This window comes from Acidicapsa acidisoli (genome assembly GCF_025685625.1).
Taxonomy (GTDB): Bacteria; Acidobacteriota; Terriglobia; order Terriglobales; family Acidobacteriaceae; genus Acidicapsa; species Acidicapsa acidisoli.
In genome coordinates this window covers 1,099,480-1,118,102 of record NZ_JAGSYI010000001.1, presented here as the reverse complement: position 1 = coordinate 1,118,102, position 18,623 = coordinate 1,099,480, and the positions used below count along the sequence as shown (strand labels likewise).

The window sequence follows — 18,623 nt, the reverse complement described above, 5'->3', positions numbered from 1 at the left end:
GTCGAGCCTTGATCATAGAGAAGAAAGAATCACCACGGCATGTACGGCTTTGCCCTCGGATTACCCTCGGATTATTTGACTAGCGGAAGATGGGATAAATCCTTCCCTCGGCCGCATGGAGAAGACAATATGAATCGGAAGCGAGTTTTCAGTTTGACAGCAAAGCGCCTTGGTTTTTCCCACGGCTGGACAATCGTCATTGCTCTGCTATGCATGATCCCGTGCTTGAACGAACCTCTTGGATATGCCCAGCACGCGAAGCCCGACGTGGTGTTGCATGGAACGGTCACCTATGCCGATCGCCAGACTTACAAGGAGCTGCCCTTTGCAGTACCGAAAGGCGTCACCCGCGTGAGCGTGGAGCTTTCCTACACCGAGCGCGATAAGCATACCTCCATTGATCTGGGCGTCTTCGATAGCGAGCGCTTTCGTGGATGGAGCGGCGGCAACAAGAGTTACTTCACTATCTCCGAGACAGATGCCACGCCGTCTTATCTTCCGGGAGTAATTATCCCCGGTAAGTGGAAGCTCATTCTGGGTGTTCCAAATATCGAGGAAGGCGTGCGCTCCGAATACGAAGCCAAAATCTATTTCGCTCATGCCGGCGAAACGCCTGAGGTTTCGACGTTTAGCCAGACGCCCTTGCGTAACGGTCCTGCATGGTATCGCGGCGATCTGCACATGCACAACGCCCACAGCGACGGATCGTGCCTCAGCCAGTCGGGGCAAAAAGTCCCATGCCCGCTATACAAAACAGTCGAAGCGGCTGCGAACAGGAAGCTCGACTTCATCGCAATCACCGATCACAATACAATCTCGCAATATAACGACATGCGCGAGTTACAGCCATACTTCGATCAACTGCTGCTGATCCCAGGCCGCGAGATCACGACCTTTCAGGGACACGCTAATGTCTTTGGAACGACAAGCTTCATCGATTTTCGGCTGACAAGCCCACACGTGCCGAACATCAATCAGATGCTGCAACAAGTGCAGGATCAGCATGGATTGTTTTCGATCAATCACCCCGGCTCGCCCTCTGGCGCAGCTTGCATGGGCTGCGGCTGGACGGTTCCGGACACGGACTATAGCCGCGTAACATCCATCGAAGCGATCAACGGCGGCTCACTTGACGGTCCCCGCTCTGGCATTCCCTTCTGGCAGGACAAGCTGAACAAGGGCTATCGGCTTACGGGTGTTGGCGGAAGCGACAATCATGATGCCGACTATCCTCCGCAAACCAGGTCGGCAATCGGTCATCCCACTACGGTTGTGTACGCTGCGAACCTCTCGGAGCGCGCCATTCTCGACGCCATTCGCGTCGGACACGTATTCATAGATATCGAAGGCACATCGAACCGCATCCTCGAATTCACCGCTCAGGCAGGAACTGCCACCGCTGCGATGGGAGACGCAATCCAGTCTCCAGCCGATCAGAAGGTGAAGTTCTCAATCAAGATGACCGAACTCGAAGGAGCGCATCCTGAAGTAATTCAGGATGGCGAGATTACTACTCTCGTCGACGCTGCCGCGGTGCAAGGGAAAGAAGAGACGCGAAACTTCGACTATACAAGCGACGGGAAGCGGCATTGGCTCCGGATCAACATTCGATCCAGCGGCGGAAGCCTGCTGATCGCGGGCAATCCAATCTATCTAAATTTCTAAGGAGTTCAAATGCCCGCTGTGTCTCCCAGACGCAGCGGGCGCAAGCCGCTGCTGTAGGCTTTCTCAACGAGAATTAACAATCCTGGCGTACGATCAACGACGTACGGCTTAGATAGAGAACCAAGGCGTTGGCGCTGTTTTAACTTGTCTGCTCTTCAGCGATTTCTGTTCCCGGTACCGCCTTGAAATCGGTATCGGACTTCTGGCCCAGGCCCTAGCATAACCACTTCGAAAGGAAGAACATGTCTGTTACTGCCAAGTTCTGCGGCTTCGCAGGCTTCATTGCCCTGGGTCTGTTGGGCGCGATGCCAGTTCATGCTCAGACCAATGAGAACACCGCACCTCCCGCTGTTTCAGATGATTCGCCGCGTACTATCGGACAGTCTACAAAGCAGTTACCGCATTTCATCCAGGGCGGATTCGATTTGCCTAACGGATGGCGGATCACCCCAGCGGGCAAGCCAATCGCGGAACTGAACGACATGGTGCTGAACATGCTGGTCTCGAAGGATGGAAGGGTCGTCGTCGCGAGCCACGCCGGTTACCAGCCGCACGGAATCGATGTGATGGACGTGAAGACACAGAAGGTCATCCAGCATATTGAACTCAAGACCACTTGGTTGGGTATGACCTGGTCACCGGATGGCTCCACTCTCTATGTCTCAGGCGGGAATGCGACCGGCGCGAAGGCAATAGCGCAAAGCGCAGCGCCGATCTATGAGTTCAGCTACAGCGATGGCCGTCTAAGCGATAAGCCAACCAATCAGATGGTGGAAACGATCGATCCCAAGAAGGTGTGGTGGTCGGGCGTCGCATATCTTTCCGGCAAGCACTATCTTTATGCCGCCAACCGAGGCACCGGGACGGGGCCAAGCAATGTAGTAGTCTTCGATGCGAAAACGCGGCAGATCCTCACCCGCATTCCCGTGGAGATCAACCCATACCAGTTAGTGTTGACGCCGGATGGCAGCAAGTTGTTTGTCTCTAACTGGGCCAGCGAATCGGTAAGCGTGATCGATACCGCGACCAACAAAGTCATCCGAACTCTTCGCGTTGGCATGAATCCCAACGACATGAAGTTGTCGACCGACGGAAGGCTGTTTGTCGTCTGCTCCAACGACAACACGATTCATGTAATCGACACGCGTACTCTGCAAGTGATCGAGCGGCTGTCCACGACCTTGACCCCGCTTGGGCCGGAAGGCTCGACGCCGGATGCCGCGGAGATCGACAACGTGCGTAAGTTACTCTATGTAGCCAATGCGGACAATAACTCGATCACCGTGATCCGCATCTCCAACCGGGCGCATAGCTCAGTGGTTGGATTCATTCCTACAGGCTGGTATCCATCGGCGCTTGCGCTCACCCACAACGGCAGTGAACTCTACATTGGCAACAGCAAGGGCGAGTCGGGACATCCTGACCGCAAAGGACCGGGCAGTCCTCTGGCCTCCATCTGGAATGGAGACGAGTCAGTAAAAACAGTGCAGAAGAGCAGTGTCGAAGTTCTCAATGTAGCCACGCTTCAAAAGGACCTTCCGCGTTGGACAAAGATGGTGGTCAATAACACGCCGTACACCGATTCGATGCTGGCCGAGGCCAGACCGCCACAGACGCCGACCATCATTCCGCAGGCTGTTGGCGTGTCCACAGAGATCAAGCACGTAATCTACATCATCAAAGAAAACCGCACCTATGATCAGGTCTTCGGAGACCTGAAGAACGCAAACGGCGATCCGGCGCTCACTATCTTTGGAGAACAGGTGACGCCCAACCAGCACGCGCTGGCGAAGCAGTATGTGATCTTGGACAACCTCTATTGCGACGGCGAGGTCAGCGTCGATGGCCATTCCTGGTCGGACGCAGCCTATGCGACCGACTTCAACGAACGCTTCTGGCCGCCAACCTACGCAGGAAGAAGCGATGCCTTGCCTTCGCGAGCCTATGTGCCATCGGCAGGGCACCTGTGGGATGTAGCGCAGCGCAAAGGCCTCACCTATCGCTCCTATGGCGAGTACGCGGCCCGGGCCAGCACCGGCACCACGATGGACGCGGCTCCTGGCGCATCCGGGCTCGTCGGACATGTCTCAAAGGAGTATCTCGGCTCCCGGCAAAGGGATACGGATAACATTGCCGTGTTTCTACGCGAATTCAAGCAGTACGAGAACAACTACGACAGCGAAGATCCCAACCTGCGTCTTCCCAACTTTGTGGTCATGAGCATGCCCGAAGACCACACCAAGGGAACTCAGCCTGGCGCGTTTACTCCCGAGGCGATGGTGGCCAATAACGATTACGCCATCGGCCAACTCGTGGATGCAGTAAGTCATAGCCGCTACTGGCCCAACACGGCCATCTTCCTCATCGAAGACGATGCCCAAGACGGCCCAGATCACGTCGACGCCCGGCGCACCGTAGGACTGGTAATCAGCCCCTACGTCAAGCGCGGTATCGTCGACAGCACGCTCTACTCCACCAGTTCGTTCGTGCGCTCGATCGAACTGCTCCTCGGCATGCCGCCGATGAGCCAATACGACGCGGCGGCGATGCCTCTCTACGCTTCCTTCGGAGCGGTTCCGGAGATCACTCCCTTCTCCGTGATCGCCCCGAAGATTGACGTAAACGCCAAAAACACCAAACAGTCCCCTGGCGCGGCAGAGAGCATGAAGATGGACTTCAACGATCTGGATCGCGCGCCAATGCATGCCCTGAACAAGGTGATCTGGCAGAGCGTGAAAGGAGTGAACACGCCGATGCCTTCACCAGTGCATCGTTTCCGTCCTCTGGTCGATGCGGGAGACTCAACCGAAGACAAAGATTGAAACGGGAAAGGGAGCTGTGAAAGGACGAAATTCGCATACTGCGGATTCTCAGGCTGCCGGTTTGCGCATCCGGCAGCCCCGCCCTCCTTGCCGGTAAGATGCCTCGCCGTATGCGTGCTGATCGTCTGCTTTGCCGCTTCCATCCAACTTCTCCCCTCTCCGAATCACGCCTAAAATGCCGGTGAGCACCGGGAGAGGGGCCACTGGCTGTCAAACCAGACGCTTAGCGGACAGAAATCCACAGGATATCCCCCTCGATTTTGATGCATTGACAACCTTCATCGTGAAATCCCACACTACGTTTAGGCCCCGTGGGTTAATGGCATATTCTCCTTCTACGGAGTCACGTTAGAAAAGGAGAGCCGATGGCGTCTATCGAGCAATCCGATGCACATCGAATGTCGAGCGACAGAGAGACGCAGAATCAGTTCGGCCTGTTTTCCTCCGAATCGGTGCTCAAGATCCTGCGATTAATTCTTGCAGGAGCACCCTTGGAGGAAGTGCTCACTATCATTGCGCAACTGGTAGAGTCACGCGGCGACGGGACGTTGTGCACCATCTGGCTTCCCAGCGATTATGAGAGGCAGCTCTACTGCGCGGCAGCTCCTGGTCTTCCCGGATTCATCACGCATGTAGGGTCCATGCTGATTGGTCCGCAAGGAGGATCCTGCGGCACGGCAGTCTTTCGGCGGGAACCGGTATATGTGACCGACATTCTCAATGATCCTGTCTGGGAACATTATCGTCACCTGCTTTTGCCCTTCGGAATTCGTGCAGTGTGGTCGCGGCCTTTATTCACGAGCGACGGCAAGGTGCTGGGAACCTTTGCCATCCACTATCGTGAGGTGCGCAGCCCTTCCGCGGCCGATCTGCAGATGATCGAGAATGCCAGCTACATTGCGGGAATCGCGATAGAGCGTCACCTGAATGAAGAAAAGTTACGGTATGAACGCGATCGCTTGCAATTGCTTCTGGAAATCACTAGCAGCGTGACATCCAGGTTGGACCTCCGGCAAGTGGTTGAAGGGCTTTCGACGAATCTATTCAGGACAATGCAATGTGACGTGTCCGCCTTGTTGCTACCCGACATCGAGAGCGGTGAGTTACGTGTCACTGTCTTGCACAACCCAGACGCGAGAGGACCCTACCGAGAGGGATCGTTGGTGTCGATGAATAGTTCGATCTCGGGTCAGGTATTGCGGAAGGGCAAGACCATCCGCATCGATAGTTTCGAACAGGTCCGCGAGGATCCTGAAATTTATGGGAACCCTGACGGCCAGTTTATTTATGAGCGAGTGATCGAGGAAGGCCTCAGCGTGGGGTGCTATCTTCCGCTTGTGAGCCGAGATCGCGTGGTTGGCGTTCTGATGCTTTGCAGGCGTTCCAACAATCCTTTTGAGAAAAACGACGTCATCCTGCTTGAGCAGGTGGCTCGCCAGATAGCGATTGCAGTAGAGAACACGTTGGAGTACGAAAGGGCGACAAAGGATCGAGACAAAGAAACGAAACAAAGACTGTATCTCGAAGAGGAAATCCGGGCTGAGTTTGGGGAAATCGTCGGCGGTAGCCCTGTCCTAAAGGATGCCCTGCATCTGGTATCCGTCGTGGCTCCTACCGATTCGAGCGTGCTGATTTTGGGTGAGACGGGTACGGGCAAAGAATTGATTGCGCGCGCCATTCATAATCTAAGCGGCCGCCGAGATCGGGCCTTTGTCAAATTGAATTGCGCCGCTATCCCACTGGGACTCCTTGAAAGCGAGCTGTTCGGGCATGAAAAGGGAGCGTTCACTGGCGCGATAGCGCAGAAGACGGGACGCTTCGAACTTGCGCATAAAGGCACGCTCTTCCTGGACGAAGTTGGTGACATTCCGCTAGAGCTTCAGGCAAAGCTGCTGCGCGTCCTGCAGGAGCAGGAGTTTGAGAGGCTCGGCAGCAACCGCACGCGCAAGGTGGATGTTCGTCTCATTGCAGCTACGCACCGTGATCTACCAGCGATGGTGAAGCAGGCTGCGTTTCGAGACGACCTTTACTACCGGCTCAAGGTGTTCCCAATCAATATTCCCGCCTTGCGGGAGCGCACCGAGGACATTCCGAAACTGGTCCGCCACTTCACTGCCTTCTATGCACAGCGAATGAATAAGAAGATCGATACGATTCCCGCCGAAACGATGGAAGCACTTGTGCGATATCGCTGGCCGGGAAATGTTCGCGAACTGCGAAACTTCATCGAACGTGCAGTAATCCTGTCTCCTCGTACGTTGTTACAGGCACCTATTGCCGAACTCGAGCAGTTCAGCGCTTCAGGCAAATCAAATCTTCCCATGACAGGTCTTGACGAACTGGAGCGGGATCACATTATCCGCGCTCTTGAGTTGAGCAACTGGATCGTCGGAGGACGGAACGGCGCGGCGCAGCGGCTCGGGATGAAACGCACCTCTCTGGTTTACAAGATGCAGAAGCATCGGATCGTTCGTCCCGCCTCCTCCCGAGAAACCAGCGCGGTCGACGGCCGAGTGCCCGCCGTCTAGCTCCGCTTCCAACCTCGGCATCCATCCTCCCCCGTTTTTCATGCAGCAATGATCAAACGAGCATCTCGTCGTCATCAGGCATCCGCCCGCTGCATTTCGCGACGAAGCTCGTGACTGATTCCCGTCAATGTCGGAGGTCCGTCTCGCATCTGTCAGTGCGTGGCTGAGTGCTACTGGTTCCGGCGTGAAGTGATCATGCAGGTACAGAACAACTTATCTCCGCAACAGGGATGGAAGAGGCAGGCGATATTCCTGGTATCGCGATTGCAATAAGAGCTGTGGCGTTCACGACGCTTTGTAAAACGCGCCAAAATCAGGAGGAGTTGTTATGAACCCGGTCCTGTCAGGACATGCAAACAGCCCAGCGAAAACCCAGTCCCAAGTGCCTGCGACGTCGATACACAGAGTGATGGCGGACGGAGTCGAGATCTTCTATCGGGTAGCCGGCGATGCGGCAGCACCTGTGTTGCTCTTGCTTCATGGGTTCCCTACGTCATCCTTCATGTTCCGTGAGCTGATTCCTCGCCTCGCAGACGAATACAGGGTGATCGCGCCAGACCTGCCCGGTTTTGGATTCACGGAGGTGCCGGCAAAGCGAAACTATATCTATTCATTCGACGCTCTGGCGGGCACGATCGAGGCCTTCACCGAAGCACTCGGCCTCGACCGTTACGTAATATACATCTTCGACTACGGTGCTCCCACCGGCTTGCGTCTGGGGATGCGCCACCCGGAACGAGTGACAGCCATCGTCTCGCAAAACGGCAACGCTTATGAAGAAGGCCTCGGCGACGCGTGGGGGCCGATTCGCAAATATTGGTCCGAGCCGACAGAAGAAAACCGAGACGTGCTCCGGCAGAACATTCTGACCCTGGAAACCACTCGCTGGCAGTACACGCACGGAGTAACAAATCCGGAGGCGGTTGCTCCTGAAGGATACACACTGGATACGGCCCTGATGGAGCGTCCCGGCAACAAAGAAATTCAGCTCGATCTGTTCCTCGATTACGCATCGAATGTGAAGCTTTATCCAAAGTTTCAGGAGTATTTTCGGAAATCGAAGCCGCCGCTGCTGGCGATCTGGGGCAAGAATGATCCCTTCTTCATTCCTGCGGGTGCAGAAGCATTCCACAAGGACATTCCAAATGCGCAAGTCCGCTTCCTGGATACAGGGCACTTTGCCTTAGAGACACATGCAGTCGAGATTGCTGATGCGATCAAAGACTTCCTCGATGCGAGAGGCGTCTCTGACAGACGCGAGAAGGAGCTGTCGCGATGAACGCTCGTCTTGAGACTGGCCATGTTGTTTTGGTTCACGGTGCGTGGGCCGACGGATCATGCTGGAGCAATATCATTCTGCCCCTGCGGCGCCATGGATTGCACGTCACAACGGCGCCGATACCGCTTACATCGCTCACCGATGACGCCTCCGCTCTTCAGCGCGTGATCGACAGAACCACTGGCCCAGTCATTCTTGTTGGCCATGCGTATGCTGGTGCGGTGATTGCTGCGGCGCACAACGATCGGGTGAAGTCGCTCGTCTACGTTGCCGCATTAGCGCCGGATGAAGGCGAAACGGTTGCGGATGTCTTCTATCGCACCGCGCCGCATCCGGAGGCTCCTCATCTTCAACCGGATGACCATGGAGTGATCTGGATGCCGGAAGAGGGTTTTGTTCGCGCTGTCGCGCACAGGGCCTCACCAGACCAGCTTGTAGTCATGGCCGCGGTGCAGAGGCCGATTGCGGTGCAGTGTATTCAGGAAAAGGCTCCAGCACCCGCATGGAAGGGGACACCATCCTGGTATCTCCTCGCCGAGGAGGATCGCATGATCCTTCCGGAAACGCAGCGCTTCATGGCTGAGCGGATGGGAGCGACAATTCGGTCGCATAACGTTGACCACACTCCGATGTATTCGGCTTCGGATCTCGTAGTCGACGTGATACTGGCTGCTGTCCGCGAAACGCATTCAAGGCAAGCCAAGCTGCGCGAACCTGTCTGCAAGTGAAGACATCCGATGCGTTCTCAGACGGATCGCATCGTGCGTTGGGACCGCGCATAAGGAGCATATGAAAAACGATTCTGTCGCTATCGTTACCGGCGCAAGCCAGGGAATTGGCCGTGCCACCGCAATACGGCTGGCGCGCGATTTCTCCGCCGTGGTGCTTGCGGCGCGAAATAAGGATGAGTTAGAAAAGACCGCAACCGCAGTAAACTTCGCCGGTGCCGAATCACTTGCCTACGCGCTCGATCTCCGTGAACCTGCGTCGGCTGACATTCTCGTGCAAGGAGCACTCGGGCACTTTGGCAGAATCGATGCTCTGCTGAATATCGCAGGCGCGGTGCCTCAGATCGATTTGTTCGAGATGACGGATGCGCAGTGGGACGATGGCCTGGCGCTCAAGCTCCATGGCGCACGTCGCCTGACCGTTCGAGCCTGGGACGCGTTGAAGGCATCGAGCGGATCTGTCGTTCTGATCTCGGGAAGCGCTGCTCTCGATCCAAAGCCTGGCTTCGCTGCGGTAGCCGCCATCAATGCGGCGATCATCGCAATTGCAAAGGCCTTCGCAGAGCAGGGCATCCAGGATGGAGTGCAGGTCAACAGCGTTGTTCCCGGTGCTGTGATGACCGGTCGTCGGGAGTCCTTTTTCAAAAAGTGGGCGCCGGCACACAACCTGACCGTTGAGGAGGCGACGAAGAAATTTCCCGAGGAGACAGGCATCGCTCGCTTCGGCAAGCCCGAGGAGATTGCGGACTTAATGGCCTTTCTGGTGTCGCCCGCTGCGAAGTGGATGACGGGAGCTTCCCTGCGCATGGACGGCGGGGAAGTGAAAGGCATCTGATGCGCGGCCATTTCAGCCCGAGTATTTGCGGGGATCACAACAGATCGCCATACGCGATCATCTCGCACTTAGTAAGGAGAAATAATCATGAGTCAATCCCAGTTCGCACAGGAAGTTCATGCGGAGCAACAAAACCTCGTTTCCTCAACTGGCTCCTCAATAACAGCAAAAAGTAGCTTGACCAGACTGGCTGCATGGATAGACCATCGCAAAATTCCTTTCCTGGTCACCAGCATCGGCATGATTGTGATGCTTCTCTGGGCAGGATCTTACAAGATGACCGCTCCAGGAGCCGAAGGCATAATTCCTCTGGTTTCCAACAGTCCACTGGTCAGTTGGCACTTTAGATTGTTCGGCCCTTATGTAGGCTCTGATTTGATCGGGCTTACCGAGATCACTGCCGCAATATTGATTCTCGCCGGATATCTGAGACCGAAAGCCGGTATCCTGGGCGGACTCATCGCGTCAGTCATGTTCTTCACCACCAGCACCATGCTTATAACCACTCCAGGTTCAACCACTACCGTTCACGGGATCAGGTATATGAGTTTTATCGGCCTGTTCCTTTTCAAGGATGTCATATCACTTGGAGTATCGTTTTACCTGATCAGCTATTTCGGTAAGAGCGCCATCTATTCCGAGAACAGAAGCTAAATATAAGTCCCGAGTTGAAGAACGCGCCGCGACCGCTGATGGGAGATCGAGTCAGCGGTCGCATTCGCGAGCACGATGAGTTGCTCAAAGTCCATGGATCTCAACCTATCTGATCTCTACCTTTCGATTGGGATTTCTCCCCATCACAGGAATGAGGACAGCAAGGTGGCGATTGGATAGAGTTGCACGATCACTGCCGTATCACATTTTTCGCCGTGTTTCCGTTCCAACCCGGCGAACGGAATCTGATGAACGGCTTATCTCTATCCCATTGGAGTTCGAGGATGTTGCGAGGTCGCGGTTTGCGTTTTGTTCTGGCCGGATTCTTCATTTTTGCAGTCACTATGCTTACCGCACAGGTTCCGGACGGCAGCGTGAATGGTCTTGTCACGGACCCCAGGGACGCCGTTCTGGTCGGTGCACACGTGACAGTAGTAAGCGCGGCCCAGGGCACGACCCGCGACACTGTCACCAACTCCAGCGGTCTTTATGTTTTGCCCGACTTGCCTGCGGGAATCTATGACCTCAAGATCGAGGCCCCGGGCTTCGCGGCGAGCGAGTTCAAGGCTGTGACGATCGAAGCGGGTCGTACCACGACGGTCGATGCAAAACTGCAGATCGCCAGCACAGGCGCCACAGTGGATGTCAACGCATCGACAGCAATTCTCGATCTCACACAATCGATGATTCAAGGCCAGATTACCTCCAGGACCATTGAAAGCATTCCTCTGAACGGCAGAAATTTTCTCGAACTCGCTTATTTGGTGCCAGGCAACCGGCCGGCGCCCACGTTTGATCCCACCAAGACCAATACCCTTGAAGTAAGTTCAGCTGGCGGCTTTGGCCGCGGCGGCAACATCACCGTCGACGGAGGCGATAACAACGACGAAGTCGTCGGTGGAACCCTCGCCAACTTTCCTGAAGACTCCGTGCAGGAATTTCAGATCGCCACCGGCCGATTCACCGCGGAGGTAGGCAGATCCGGAAACAGCATCGTGAACATCGTCACCAAAAGCGGCACAAATAGCTTCCATGGCTCGGCGTTTCTCTTTGAGCGCAATCGCAATCTACAGGCCCTCCCCGCAACCTTTAATCGGAGCTTACCCACACCGCCATTTGATCGCGAGCAAACCGGTGGATCGATTGGCGGACCAATCCAACGAGATCGTTCCTGGGTCTTCGGATCTTTTGAGTTCCGCGACCAGAATGCGTCGTTGCAAACCGGCACTCGCGACTTCGCAACGCAGCAAGTCGTCAATAGCGCGGCCCCGGCGCCGCTGCGCGACGCACTCTTGTCTACCCGCTTAGATCAGCAAATCAGCGAACACAACAGCCTGATGATCCGCTACTCATTCAATCGCTCCACCGATACTTCCGGAGCATCGCCAGGGTCCAGCGCGCCGGCGTTCTCGGCTGCGGAGCGACAGAACTCCCTCAACCGATTCAACTCTGCCGTCGCTAACTTCAACTCAGTTCTTTCCCCTACGAAGGTCAACGATCTTTCGTTTCATTTCGACAATTTCTATAACGACATTCCGCCATATCCGGACGACAAGCCCGCGACAGATCCAGCGTCGCTCGATCTCACCAACGAACTCATCTTTCCAGACCTGGCCGATGGGGAAAACTTCAATCTACCTCAGGCCACGCATTTGAATCGTTATCAGGTTCGCGATGGACTCACCTGGTCTCTGGGTAAGCACACGCTGCACCTCGGGGGCGAGTTTCAACACTATAAGGCGAACGGTGAGATCAACGTATTCGGCACCGGTACCGTGATTCTCACCTCGGACTTCGGCTTCGCCGATCTCAACGGCGATGGGGTTATCAACGACCTCGACATCCCGCTCGCGGTCGCTCTCCATAGCACTGCGCCCGTCGTTCCTGTACCCATCCCAAAGGTCTATGACGACTACGTTGCGGGCTATGTTCAAGATGATTGGCGCATCCATCCAAGGCTCACATTAAATCTTGGTTTGCGCTGGGAATATGACTCTAACCTCACCGGAAACTCCAGCGAGCATGATCCCTGCCCCAGCCTCACCGTCACGCCCACCAAGCCTTGCGTCTGGATGGCAAATATCATCGATCTCAAGAAGACTCCTGATAAGAAAGACTTCGCTCCACGTGTTGGCTTTGTTTATGATCCGCTGGGGAAGGGCAAGACTCTGCTTCGAGGGGGATACGGCATCTACTACGATCGGATCATTCTTGAGGCAGGGGCCGAAGAGTTGGTACAGAACGACCGCGCTCTTACCGTGACGCAATATGCCGGATCAAGCTGCTCGAATCCTTTTATACCGGCACCGCCCAGTCTCGGCTTGTGTTTCGCACCGGGATCGAGCTTTGTGCCGGGTACTCCAACACTCGCGAGCGCGTTTAGCGGCCCACACCAGACAGGCGGCATCGGCATTTTGGCGATGGGGCCGGACGCGCATCATCCGCTCTTTCAGCAATTCTCACTTGGCCTGCAGCAACAAGTCGGCAGCAACTGGCTCATCTCCGCTGACGGTCTACATGTTTTCGCATCGCGCCAAATCATCGGCCATCTCCTGCGCGACACCACATCGAATTCGCCTTACATTGCATGCCCCGGCGATAACCAGCCTTGCGTGATCACAGACCCGCTCAGCGGAATCTCAGATAACATCACGCTGCTGCAATCCCAGGCCAAGTCCTGGTACGACGGCCTGATTGCTAGCATTGAGCATCACCCTACAAAGCTCGGCCCCATCAGTTATCAGTACAACGTCAGCTACACGCTCTCCAAGACCTTTGATTATTCCGATGACGACCAACTCACAGCGTCGGCAGACGAGCAAGTTGACCTGGTCGAAGGCATCAACGATCTTCGCCTCGAAAAGGGATACGCCGTGACCGACGAGCGCCATCGCCTAACCTTGTACGGAGAAGCCCAATTACCCTGGCGCTTCTCACTGGCGCCGATCTATACTTTCGGCTCAGGTGTACCGGCTGATACCTTCCTTCCTGGAACAGCGAACAGCGCGGGCGCCAGCGGCTCTCGCTTACCGCTGCTGCCTCGCAACGCGATCGGAAGGGAAGTCAGCAACAGCAATCAGTTGAACGCCATCATCAATCGATGGAATTCGCTGCCTGCTTGTCCGGCTGCCTTCCCCTGCCTGGCAGGCGGACAGTTGCAAACGGTTCCTGCAGGTATCAATTTTTTCAGCCCCTTCAGTTCTCTCGATTTGCGATTGAGAAAGGAAATCAGCCTCGGCGAACGTGCCAGGCTCAGCCTGATGGGCGAGGGCTTTAACATGTTCAACGAAACCAATATCCGAGGATCGAGCGCTGCTAACTTCTCTGGCCGCAATATCACCATCAGCCCTTATGTTCCGGCACAACCGGGTCCCCCGTCGGCGCCCGCACAGGCTGTGCAAACGAACTTTTATTCTGCGGTAAGCACGGCCGGTGGTTTTTTCGGCTCAGGCGGCCCACGCGCGTTTCAGTTCGCCGCACGCGTGGATTTTTAAGTGTTGAATTTCTAAAGAGGGGCTGCTTTGGGAGATCCGGAAATCGATCGCAATTCACAACTCTCATCGCCGAAGCCATCGTCTTCCTCGATCAACCTGCCGGTAGTTGAGGAAGACGTCGCCAGCGACGAAGTTGCCGCACTCTACGATCACTTCCGGTCTCACTTCGGCAGGCCTGACGTTCCCGGCATCCTCAAGTGCTTCGCCACGCATCCCCTGCTGCTCAAGCACATGATGGATCTCTCCGGAAGCCTGATCTTTTCGGACGGCCATCTTACTCGCCGTCACAAAGAGATGATCGCGACTCTGGTCTCTTCGCAGAATGCTTGCGCCTATTGCGCCGATAGCCACTCTTTTGCTCTTCGCGTGCAGGGCGGCTCAGCTGAGGCACTTTGCGCTATCCAGCGGGGCGACCTGCTTTCGCCGGCTCTCACCTCCGCCGAACAAACGCTGCTTTCCTTCGTCGCCAAAGTCAATACTCGTTCGCACGAGATCACCGTGGCCGATATAGAAGAGCTGCACCAGGCCGGTTGGGGCGACTTGGAGATCTCGGAAGCTATCCATGTAGCTGCGTTATTTGCAACGTTTAATCGCGTTGTAAACGCCTTTGGTCTTCCATCTCAGGGTCTTCTAGCCTTGTATGAAAACTCCGCCGATCCCAAGGATGAGTCCATTCGATCCCGGACTATCCGGCCCACGACATCCTGACAAAGGAGCATTCGATGAAGTCATTCGAAGGCATGAGAAGAACAATCCGAACCGGTGTCCTCTCGTTGGCAACCGTACTTGTTCTTGCCGCTTCACACGCCCAGCAGCCGGTAGCACCCCTGCAACACGCCTTCTTCCATGTAGCCCTTGACAAGTCATTTGCGAGTTCCGTCAAGACGCCGGTATCTGGCCGGTTGCTCATTTTCATCGGGCCAGCCTCATCCGACAGCAAACCATCCGACTCTGTAGATATGCAGATGATGGCGATCACCAGTGTGTACATCGCCGCCAAAGAAGTCCCAAGCCTCGCTCCAGGTGCGTCGGTTGATATCGATGCAGATGACATTGTCTTTCCTGAGCCGTTATCGCAAGCAGCGAGCGGAAAATATCGAGTCCAGGCAGTCCTCGACGTTCATCACAGTTACAACTATGATGGCCGCTCCGCGGGAGATATCGTAAGCGCACCCGCTTCGATCGACATTCCTTTCGCCGACGCTTCCGCGCCAGCTCTCACACTGACACAAATCCTTCCGGAGCCGCCCGATCCGCTTGCTCAGAACCCAGAAGTCAGCTCTGCTATCAGGCCGATCGACCTTGTCAGTCCTTCGCTGACTAGCTTCTGGGGGCGCGAAATTCACATGCGCGGCTGGGTTCTCTTGCCTCCCGGCTACGGTGAGCATCCCAACGGTCGCTATCCCACTGTCTACTTCACCCACGGCTTTGGTGGAACACTCTCTGCTCTACGCGCCCGCTATGGACCAATCCTCTACGACCGCATGAAGCAAGGCAAGATGCCCAACATGATCTGGGTGTTGCTGGATGAAAGCAGTCCAACCGGAACACATGAGTTCGCCGATGGCGTCAACAATGGGCCCTGGGGTACGGCACTCACCACGGAGCTTATCCCCTCTCTCGAATCCCGCTATCGCATGGACGCGCGCACCTCCGGTCGCTTCCTGCAAGGCCATTCTTCCGGAGGCTGGGCCACGCTTTGGCTCCAGACCCGCTACCCCACAATCTTCGGCGGCACCTGGTCTACTTCACCCGATCCGAGCGACTTTCATTTCTTCAGTACCATTGATCTCTACGCGCCTCATGCCAACTTCTATCGCACCCCGGAAGGCACACTGCATCCCATGCTGCGCGATCACGGCGAACCTCACGCCACCATGCAGCAACTAGCGCAAGTCGAGCAAGTTCTCGGCGACTATGGCGGCCAGTTGGCATCCTTCGAGTGGGTCTTTTCTCCGCGCGGCCCAGACGGCCGTCCAGCGCCTCTTTTCAATCGCATCACCGGCGATATCGATCCCACCGTGGCAACGTATTGGCGCGAACATTACGACATCGTGGAGCGCCTTAAGAATAACTGGAATACCATTGGCCCAGATCTCAAAGGCAGGATTCACCTCTTTGTCGGCACCGACGACACCTTCTATCTGGACGGCGCCGCCCATAGCCTTCAGTCCACTCTCGATCAACTCGGTGGAGACGCGCATTTCACCTTCCTCCCAGGTAGAACCCACTTCAATCTCTATCTCGAAGGCACAGACCGCTACGCACTCTTCGATCGAATCGCAGCCGAAATGTACCAAGTAGCCAGACCCGATAAGAATTGAGTATTGAAGTGCGAATGCAAATAGCAGAAGATAATGTCAGCAATTTCTCCATCCGAACACGCTGATATACAAAGTCAGCGCCGCAACCATGCCGAAGTCACAAAAGATCTCTTCGCGTTGAACGATGTAAGTCACCACCTCGGCGATCATTGGATGCAGGCCATTCCAGGCTAAAGTCAGAAGGGCGACTCGCCGATTCGCATCCTTGAAAGAGCGGAGAGGATTGTGCAGGCTGCGAATATAGGGATTGTCCAGTAGGCATGGGTTCGTCCCGCAACTCCAAACTTTAGTTTCAAAAAATTCACGACCTTCACTTGTGCGACCCCGGCAGTCTCGGATATATTTTGGAAGCTATTTAAACAAGACATCTCATTCTTCCTCATCCATGACACGTGTCATAGCGGAGCTATGTTGTGACGCATGATGGTTTTGTTCAGCGGGGTTGTCGACGGCTTGCCCTTCGGGTCCGTCCGGCAAGAGGAATGAAGTGTGTCTTTTTCGGGCGGATTAGTCAAACAGGAGAAGAAAGATGAGCCAACGTGGCTGGGGTTTGCCGATTGCAGCGGCAGTGTGGGCGATTTTTGCAGTGGGCGCGGCGCACGCCACTGAAGCTGTTGTTACGGGAGATGCGTATGTCAACAGCGCTCATCCGTCCACGAACTACGGTAGTTTGTCGAACCTGTATGTCAGCAACAGCGGTACAGCGCTGATCCAGTTTGACCTGTCGTCTTTGCCTGCCGGTACGACTGCCAGCCAGATTGGTAAGGCAACCCTGACCCTGTATGTGAATCGGATCAATACCCCAGGCCAGGTCGTCGTTCAGCCGCTCACCGGCGCATGGAGCGAAGCTCTCGTGAACTACTCTAAAATGCCGCCTCTGGGTTCGAGTTCGTCCACTTTCAATCCGGTGTCGGCGGAGCAGTTTGTGGTGGTCGATGTCACGACGCTCGTACAGGATTGGGTGACCACCCCTGCGTCAAACTTCGGCCTCGCGCTGACTTCCGGAAATGGGGACATCGTTTTCGACTCCAAAGAAAATGACGAGACCAGCCACTCGGCTCATTTGGATATCACTGTTATTTCGCAGGGGCCAATTGGCCCACAGGGTCCGCAGGGAATTCAGGGCGCTACTGGAGCAACCGGTGCGACAGGAGCCCAGGGCCTGCAAGGATCGCAAGGTGTTCCCGGGCCAATTGGGCCTACCGGTCCACAGGGTCCGATCGGACTCACCGGTGCAACTGGAGCAACAGGACCAGTTGGACCAATTGGGCCTACGGGTTCACAGGGTCCAATCGGACTCACCGGCGCAACTGGAGCGACGGGTCCAGCTGGGCCAATTGGACCGATGGGCATTACCGGGCCAGTCGGCGCAACTGGTGCGACAGGACCTCAGGGTGCGCCCGTTTCGTTCAAGAATGCCTGGATTAGCAGCACGATCTATGCGATCGGCGATGCAGTCTCAGAAAACGGGTCCAGCTATATAGCATTGTTTACCAACCAGGGGATCGATCCGGCGATCGATGTATCGTCCTCTGGTGGGACCTGGGCAGTCCTCGCCTTGAAAGGCGCCACTGGAGCTCCTGGTGCCACCGGTTCCGCTGGACCGACTGGCGCAACCGGACCGACTGGTGCAACTGGTCCTCAAGGACCGCAAGGCCTTATGGGGGCGCAAGGCAATCCGGGCCCCGCTGGTCCCGCAGGCGCAGGCCTCACAGTCAAGGATGCGAATGGAAACGCCCTGGGCACGTTGATGCAGGCGCCTGGCTACGGCGGAAGTTTGACGATTTATAACTCGGGGTATGCCATCACAGTCAATGTGGACGGAACCTTCCCGCCCTCGCAGATTTGGTGGTCGAACGGATCAAGCTGCAGTGGAACTGCTTACTTGAACGACGGCAACAGTGGTGGTGGAGGGCTTCCCACCTTCTATCGCACGGTGGTTTGGTCTACCGCTGACGATTCTCTGCTTGTCACAAACGGTACCGTGACCAAAGACATCATTATGTCCGTGGGTGCGGGGACAACCGACCATAGCATCGAGAATTCGGGGAACGCGCTCGGATCCTCTGAATGTGACATCCATGAGAACTATGGCGGCACCACTTTCTATGCGAACGCATACGGGGGCTGGACTCTTTCGGCATTTGATCCCCAAACCGCGCTCGGTTGGCCTGCGTTCTCGACTTGCACCGTAGTGCTTCAGGCTGGCTATAACGGGCAAACACAGGCGTATGGGTCGGCTTCGACAAAGACCGTCTCCTGCCTTGCCGGACCTTTGCAGCTTCCATAGGCGA

General features: G+C 55.8%; 11 protein-coding genes. All 11 read left to right on the top strand.

Going from position 1 to position 18,623, the window contains the following annotated elements; genetic code table 11:
• The first annotated feature begins 129 nt into the window (after positions 1-129).
• The 11 genes from OHL23_RS04480 to OHL23_RS04430 all read left to right on the top strand — a co-directional run bounded on the left by OHL23_RS04480 (position 130) and on the right by OHL23_RS04430 (position 18,619).
• On the top strand, positions 130-1,665 hold the full coding sequence (locus OHL23_RS04480; protein ID WP_263350568.1) for a CehA/McbA family metallohydrolase: 1,536 nt from the start codon (positions 130-132) through the stop codon (positions 1,663-1,665).
• A 242-nt stretch (positions 1,666-1,907) separates the two neighbouring features.
• Positions 1,908-4,487, top strand: coding sequence for a bifunctional YncE family protein/alkaline phosphatase family protein (locus OHL23_RS04475; protein ID WP_263350567.1), 2,580 nt, complete (start codon positions 1,908-1,910; stop codon positions 4,485-4,487).
• 365 nt (positions 4,488-4,852) lie between these two features.
• Complete coding sequence (locus tag OHL23_RS04470) at positions 4,853-7,015, top strand: sigma 54-interacting transcriptional regulator (protein ID WP_263350566.1); 2,163 nt, start codon at positions 4,853-4,855, stop codon at positions 7,013-7,015.
• A 328-nt stretch (positions 7,016-7,343) separates the two neighbouring features.
• Positions 7,344-8,294, top strand: coding sequence for an alpha/beta fold hydrolase (locus OHL23_RS04465; RefSeq protein WP_263350565.1), 951 nt, complete (start codon positions 7,344-7,346; stop codon positions 8,292-8,294).
• The gene (locus OHL23_RS04460; protein WP_263350564.1) at positions 8,291-9,022 is read left to right on the top strand and encodes an alpha/beta fold hydrolase; all 732 of its coding nucleotides are present in this window, start codon (positions 8,291-8,293) and stop codon (positions 9,020-9,022) included. Before OHL23_RS04465 ends, OHL23_RS04460 begins: the two co-directional genes overlap by 4 nt.
• A gap of 61 nt (positions 9,023-9,083) precedes the next feature.
• On the top strand, positions 9,084-9,857 hold the full coding sequence (locus tag OHL23_RS04455; RefSeq protein WP_263350563.1) for an SDR family oxidoreductase: 774 nt from the start codon (positions 9,084-9,086) through the stop codon (positions 9,855-9,857).
• A gap of 87 nt (positions 9,858-9,944) precedes the next feature.
• Positions 9,945-10,511, top strand: coding sequence for a DUF417 family protein (locus OHL23_RS04450; RefSeq protein WP_263350562.1), 567 nt, complete (start codon positions 9,945-9,947; stop codon positions 10,509-10,511).
• A gap of 284 nt (positions 10,512-10,795) precedes the next feature.
• Entirely contained in the window at positions 10,796-14,005 is a 3,210-nt protein-coding gene (locus OHL23_RS04445) for a TonB-dependent receptor (protein WP_263350561.1), read from the top strand.
• 27 nt (positions 14,006-14,032) lie between these two features.
• Positions 14,033-14,713 (top strand): carboxymuconolactone decarboxylase family protein, encoded by a 681-nt coding sequence (locus OHL23_RS04440; RefSeq protein WP_263350560.1) that lies wholly within the window; start codon positions 14,033-14,035, stop codon positions 14,711-14,713.
• A 14-nt stretch (positions 14,714-14,727) separates the two neighbouring features.
• Positions 14,728-16,329 carry an alpha/beta hydrolase gene (locus tag OHL23_RS04435; protein WP_263350559.1) on the top strand — a complete coding sequence of 534 codons (1,602 nt, stop codon included), beginning with the start codon at positions 14,728-14,730 and terminating at the stop codon, positions 16,327-16,329.
• A gap of 529 nt (positions 16,330-16,858) precedes the next feature.
• Positions 16,859-18,619 (top strand): DNRLRE domain-containing protein, encoded by a 1,761-nt coding sequence (locus tag OHL23_RS04430; RefSeq protein WP_263350558.1) that lies wholly within the window; start codon positions 16,859-16,861, stop codon positions 18,617-18,619.
• The last annotated feature ends 4 nt before the right edge of the window (positions 18,620-18,623 follow it).